This window comes from Rhodococcus sp. AC861 (genome assembly GCF_979256035.1).
Map to the genome: position 1 here is coordinate 1 of NZ_CEEDMW010000013.1, position 1,147 is coordinate 1,147.

The following is a 1,147-nucleotide window of genomic DNA, read 5'->3' on the forward strand; positions in this document are numbered from 1 at the left end:
CAGCTCGCTAGAGGCTTTTCTCGGCAGCATAGGATCACTGAATTCGCCTCATTCGGCTATGCATCACCTCTCAGGCTTGTGTGAGACCCGGATTTGCCTAGGTCTCGCCCTACAGGCTTACACCAGTGTTACCACTGACTGGCTCAGCTACCTTCCTGCGTCACCCCATCGCTTGACTACTACCAGGAAAGGTCCCGTGCATCACCACACCCGGCACCCGAAGGTGCTCCTGGTGGCTCTGGACGGTTAGTACTCCTGATTCATCATGGGCGCGGATACACGGGTACGGGAATATCAACCCGTTGTCCATCGACTACGCCTGTCGGCCTCGCCTTAGGTCCCGACTCACCCTGGGCGGATTAACCTGGCCCAGGAACCCTTGATCATTCGGCGGACGAGTTTCTCACTCGTCTTTCGCTACTCATGCCTGCATTCTCACTCGCGTGGCCTCCACACCTGGATCACTCCGGCGCTTCCCTGGCCACACGACGCTCCCCTACCCATCCACACACCTGGCACACACCCCGTAGGATGTGCGCGGGCTATTGTGCGAATGCCGCGGCTTCGGCGGTGTACTTGAGCCCCGCTACATTGTCGGCGCAAAATCACTTGACCAGTGAGCTATTACGCACTCTTTCAAGGGTGGCTGCTTCTAAGCCAACCTCCTGGTTGTCTTCGCGACTTCACATCCTTTTCCACTTAGTACACGCTTAGGGGCCTTAGCCGGCGATCTGGGCTGTTTCCCTCTCGACTACGAACCTTATCGCCCGCAGTCTCACTGCCGCGCTCTCACATCCTGGCATTCGGAGTTTGGCTGATTTCGATAAGCTTGTGGGCCCTCTAGACCATCCAGTAGCTCTACCTCCAGGATGAAACACGCGACGCTGCACCTAAATGCATTTCGGGGAGAACCAGCTATCACGGAGTTTGATTGGCCTTTCACCCCTACCCACAACTCATCCCCTCAGTTTTCAACCTAAGTGGGTTCGGGCCTCCACGACGTCTTACCGTCGCTTCACCCTGGCCATGGGTAGATCACTCCGCTTCGGGTCTAGAGCATGCGACTGAAACGCCCTATTCGGACTCGCTTTCGCTACGGCTACCCCACACGGGTTAACCTCGCCACATACCACTAACTCGCAGGCTC

1 rRNA gene is annotated in these 1,147 nt (G+C 57.1%); it reads right to left on the bottom strand.

The features are described 5' to 3' along the window. A 23S ribosomal RNA gene (locus tag AC0IX4_RS22925) occupies positions 1 to 1,147 on the bottom strand; the annotation flags it as partial.